The following is a 2,597-nucleotide window of genomic DNA, read 5'->3' as shown; positions in this document are numbered from 1 at the left end:
TCTCCGAGCCGATGCCGACCAGGAAGCCGACGCTGGCCGCGATGGCCACCAGGAACTCGCTGGCGTCGATCGAGCCGATCACCTTGCGCGGGGGGATGCGGCCGCTGGCCAGGATCGCCGGGGTGCCGACGGGGCCCCAGCCGCCACCGCCGGTGGCGTCCACGAACCCGGCGACCAGGCCGAGCGGGCCGAGGAAGCGCTTGCGCAGCGGCTTGCCCAGGTTGCCGCGCGGCAGCCCGAACGCGGTGAAGCGGATGAGGATGTAGACGCCGAGGGTCAGCAGGATGACCGACATGATCGGGGCGGCGAGCTCGGTGGACAGGCTCGACAGGAACGTGGCTCCGGCGAAGGCGCCGATCGCGCCCGGGACGCCGATCTTGGCGACGACCTTCCAGTCGACGTTGCCGAAGCGCCAGTGAGAGATTCCGGAGGCCAGCGTGGTGCCGATCTCGGCCAGGTGGACGGTCGCTGACGCGGCGGCGGCGTTGGTGCCGATGGCCAGCAGCAATGTGGTGGAGGTGACGCCGTAGGCCATGCCCAGGCTGCCGTCGACGAGCTGCGCGGCCAGGCCGACCAGGCCCAGCAGGATGAGTGATCGCACTGCATCCGCCTTTCCCGCTTTTCCTGCTATATCGGTCGGGATTATCATGAATGCTGGGAAGGGGTCAGGTCAAGTCACCGGGCGCAACTCGGCCGTCTCCATCACTAAGCTGTGACAGCGGCACGCCGGAGCGAGAGTGGGTGGGGTCTTGGGGTCGATCGACGCGGACTCGCAGATCACGGATCTGACGCTGGACGACCACGCCTGCCTCACCTTCGGCGAGCGCGAGGAGTACCTCGACCTGACCGCCGCCTACATCCGTGACGGGCTGGCGGAAGGGCTGCGGGTGGTGTGGCTGAGCGAGGAGCCGCAGGCGGCCCGCGCCGAGCTCGACCGGCGCGGCCTCGCGGTCCGGCACGCCGGCGAGAACGGGCGGATGCGGATCGTGGCCTGGCAGGACGGGCTGCTGTCCGGCCGGCAGTTCGCGCTGGAGGACGCCATGCGGTGGCTGCGCGCCCAGCGCGACGAGGCCGAGCAGGCGCACAGCGGACTGCGCGTGGCGATCGACATGGGCTGGGCGCTGAGCCCGGTCCAGGGCGTCGAGCAACTGCCCGCCTTCGAGCGGCAGATCGCCGAGACGCTGGCGGGCACCCGCGTGTCGGTGCTGTGCCAGTACGACCGCGAGCGCTTCGACCCGGTCACGCTCGCGTCCGTGTCCGCCTTCCACACGCGCTCGGTCGCCGCCGCCACCTACCACGACGATCCGCTGCTGCGCATCTGCCGGCAGTACGCGCCGCCGGGCGTCCGGCTGGCCGGGCAGATCGACTCCACGGCGGCGGAGTCCCTGGCCCTGGCGCTGGCGGAGGTCATCCGCGGCGACGCGGACGTCACCGTCAACATGACCGAGCTGTCCTTCATCGACGTAGCCTGCACGCGGATGATCCTCGACTGCGCGCGCAGCATCTGCCCGGACCGCAAGGTGGTGCTGCGCTGCCACTCCACGATCAGCGCGCGTTTCGTGCTGCTCGGCGCGACCGATATCGCGGGTGTTACGGTGGAAACCGCCGATGAACGGTGACCAGCCCCTTGACCAGCCGGCCGGCGCGGAGCAGACAGGTCCGCCCGGCGGCGACGTCCTGCTCAGACAGGACTTCACCGGCGACTCCCTCTACGCGCTGAGGGCGAGCGCCGAGGCCCACGCCACCGAGGCGGGACTGCCCGCCGGACGGGTCGCCGACCTGGTCATCGCCGTCCACGAACTGGCCATGAACGCGGTGCGCCACGGAGGCGGGCACGGCACGATGACCCTCTGGACGCGGGACGGGATGTTGTGGTTCCGCGTCAGCGATCCCGGCCGCGAGGACGCCGGCCCGCCCTCCGAGCCGTGGCCCCGCGCGCACGGTCACGGCCTGTGGATCGTGCGCACGCTGGCCGACGAGCAGACGATGTCCACGGGCCCCGGCGGGACGCACACCACCGTCGCCATGGCGCTGCCCGGCGCCGCCGGGCAGCCCGCGAGCATCCGGCCGGACCACGACAACGGGCGTGTGGTGCTGCGCCTGTCCGGCCTGTTCGACCGGAGCGCGGCGCTGGAACTGCTGGAGCGTACGCGGACGCTGCCCAGCCTCGTGCTGGACCTGACCGACGCCGGCCCGTGGGACGCCGACGGCCTGGCCGCCCTGGTCACGTTGCGCCAGCGCAGCGAGCTGAGCCTGACCGGCGTGCCGGCCTACCTTCGCGGACGTCTCGAAACCCTGGACCCCGCACTGTCGGAGTCCATCGACGAGTGAACCCGCGGCGTCTGTTCCCGGGTATGGGCATGACTGAGCAGACCTGGAAGAAACATGCCAACCCCTGGAGCGTGTGGACCGCTTCGCCGCCCCGTCGAGCCCACCACCTGGGCGGCCTCGCCTTCGGCACCATGCTGCTGGTGCCGGCCCAGCTGTGGCGGATCGACCGGTACGGGCTGCTGTTCGACCAGCGCGGCTGATGCGCCGGGCGCCCGGCACATCAGCCGCGTCATGGACCTGAGGCGCCGGACCGGTCAGGGACGGAA

At 71.6% G+C, this 2,597-nt stretch carries 4 protein-coding genes; 3 read left to right on the top strand and 1 reads right to left on the bottom strand.

Going from position 1 to position 2,597, the window contains the following annotated elements:
• Positions 1-601: sulfite exporter TauE/SafE family protein (locus tag ACFWYW_RS59235; RefSeq protein WP_379641477.1), on the bottom strand; the 601-nt coding region annotated here is incomplete at its 3' end.
• A gap of 148 nt (positions 602-749) precedes the next feature.
• Between ACFWYW_RS59235 and ACFWYW_RS59230 the strand changes: the two genes are divergently transcribed.
• From ACFWYW_RS59230 to ACFWYW_RS59220, 3 genes are read left to right on the top strand one after another with little or no spacing between them, the layout of a single operon-like run.
• Positions 750-1,619: an MEDS domain-containing protein gene (locus ACFWYW_RS59230; protein ID WP_379624757.1), complete on the top strand. Its 870-nt coding sequence runs from the start codon at positions 750-752 to the stop codon at positions 1,617-1,619.
• Positions 1,609-2,331 (top strand): ATP-binding protein, encoded by a 723-nt coding sequence (locus ACFWYW_RS59225; RefSeq protein WP_379624759.1) that lies wholly within the window; start codon positions 1,609-1,611, stop codon positions 2,329-2,331. The genes ACFWYW_RS59230 and ACFWYW_RS59225 overlap by 11 nt, the downstream gene beginning before the upstream one ends.
• A 29-nt stretch (positions 2,332-2,360) precedes the next feature.
• A complete protein-coding gene (locus tag ACFWYW_RS59220) occupies positions 2,361-2,531 on the top strand; it encodes a hypothetical protein (protein WP_379641476.1) in 171 nt (56 codons plus the stop codon).
• The last annotated feature ends 66 nt before the right edge of the window (positions 2,532-2,597 follow it).

Origin of the sequence: Nonomuraea sp. NPDC059023 (genome assembly GCF_042740095.1) — a bacterium.
Lineage (GTDB): Bacteria > Actinomycetota > Actinomycetes > Streptosporangiales > Streptosporangiaceae > Nonomuraea.
The sequence above is the reverse complement of the archived record's forward strand: the minus strand, read 5'-3'. Positions and strand labels throughout refer to the sequence as shown.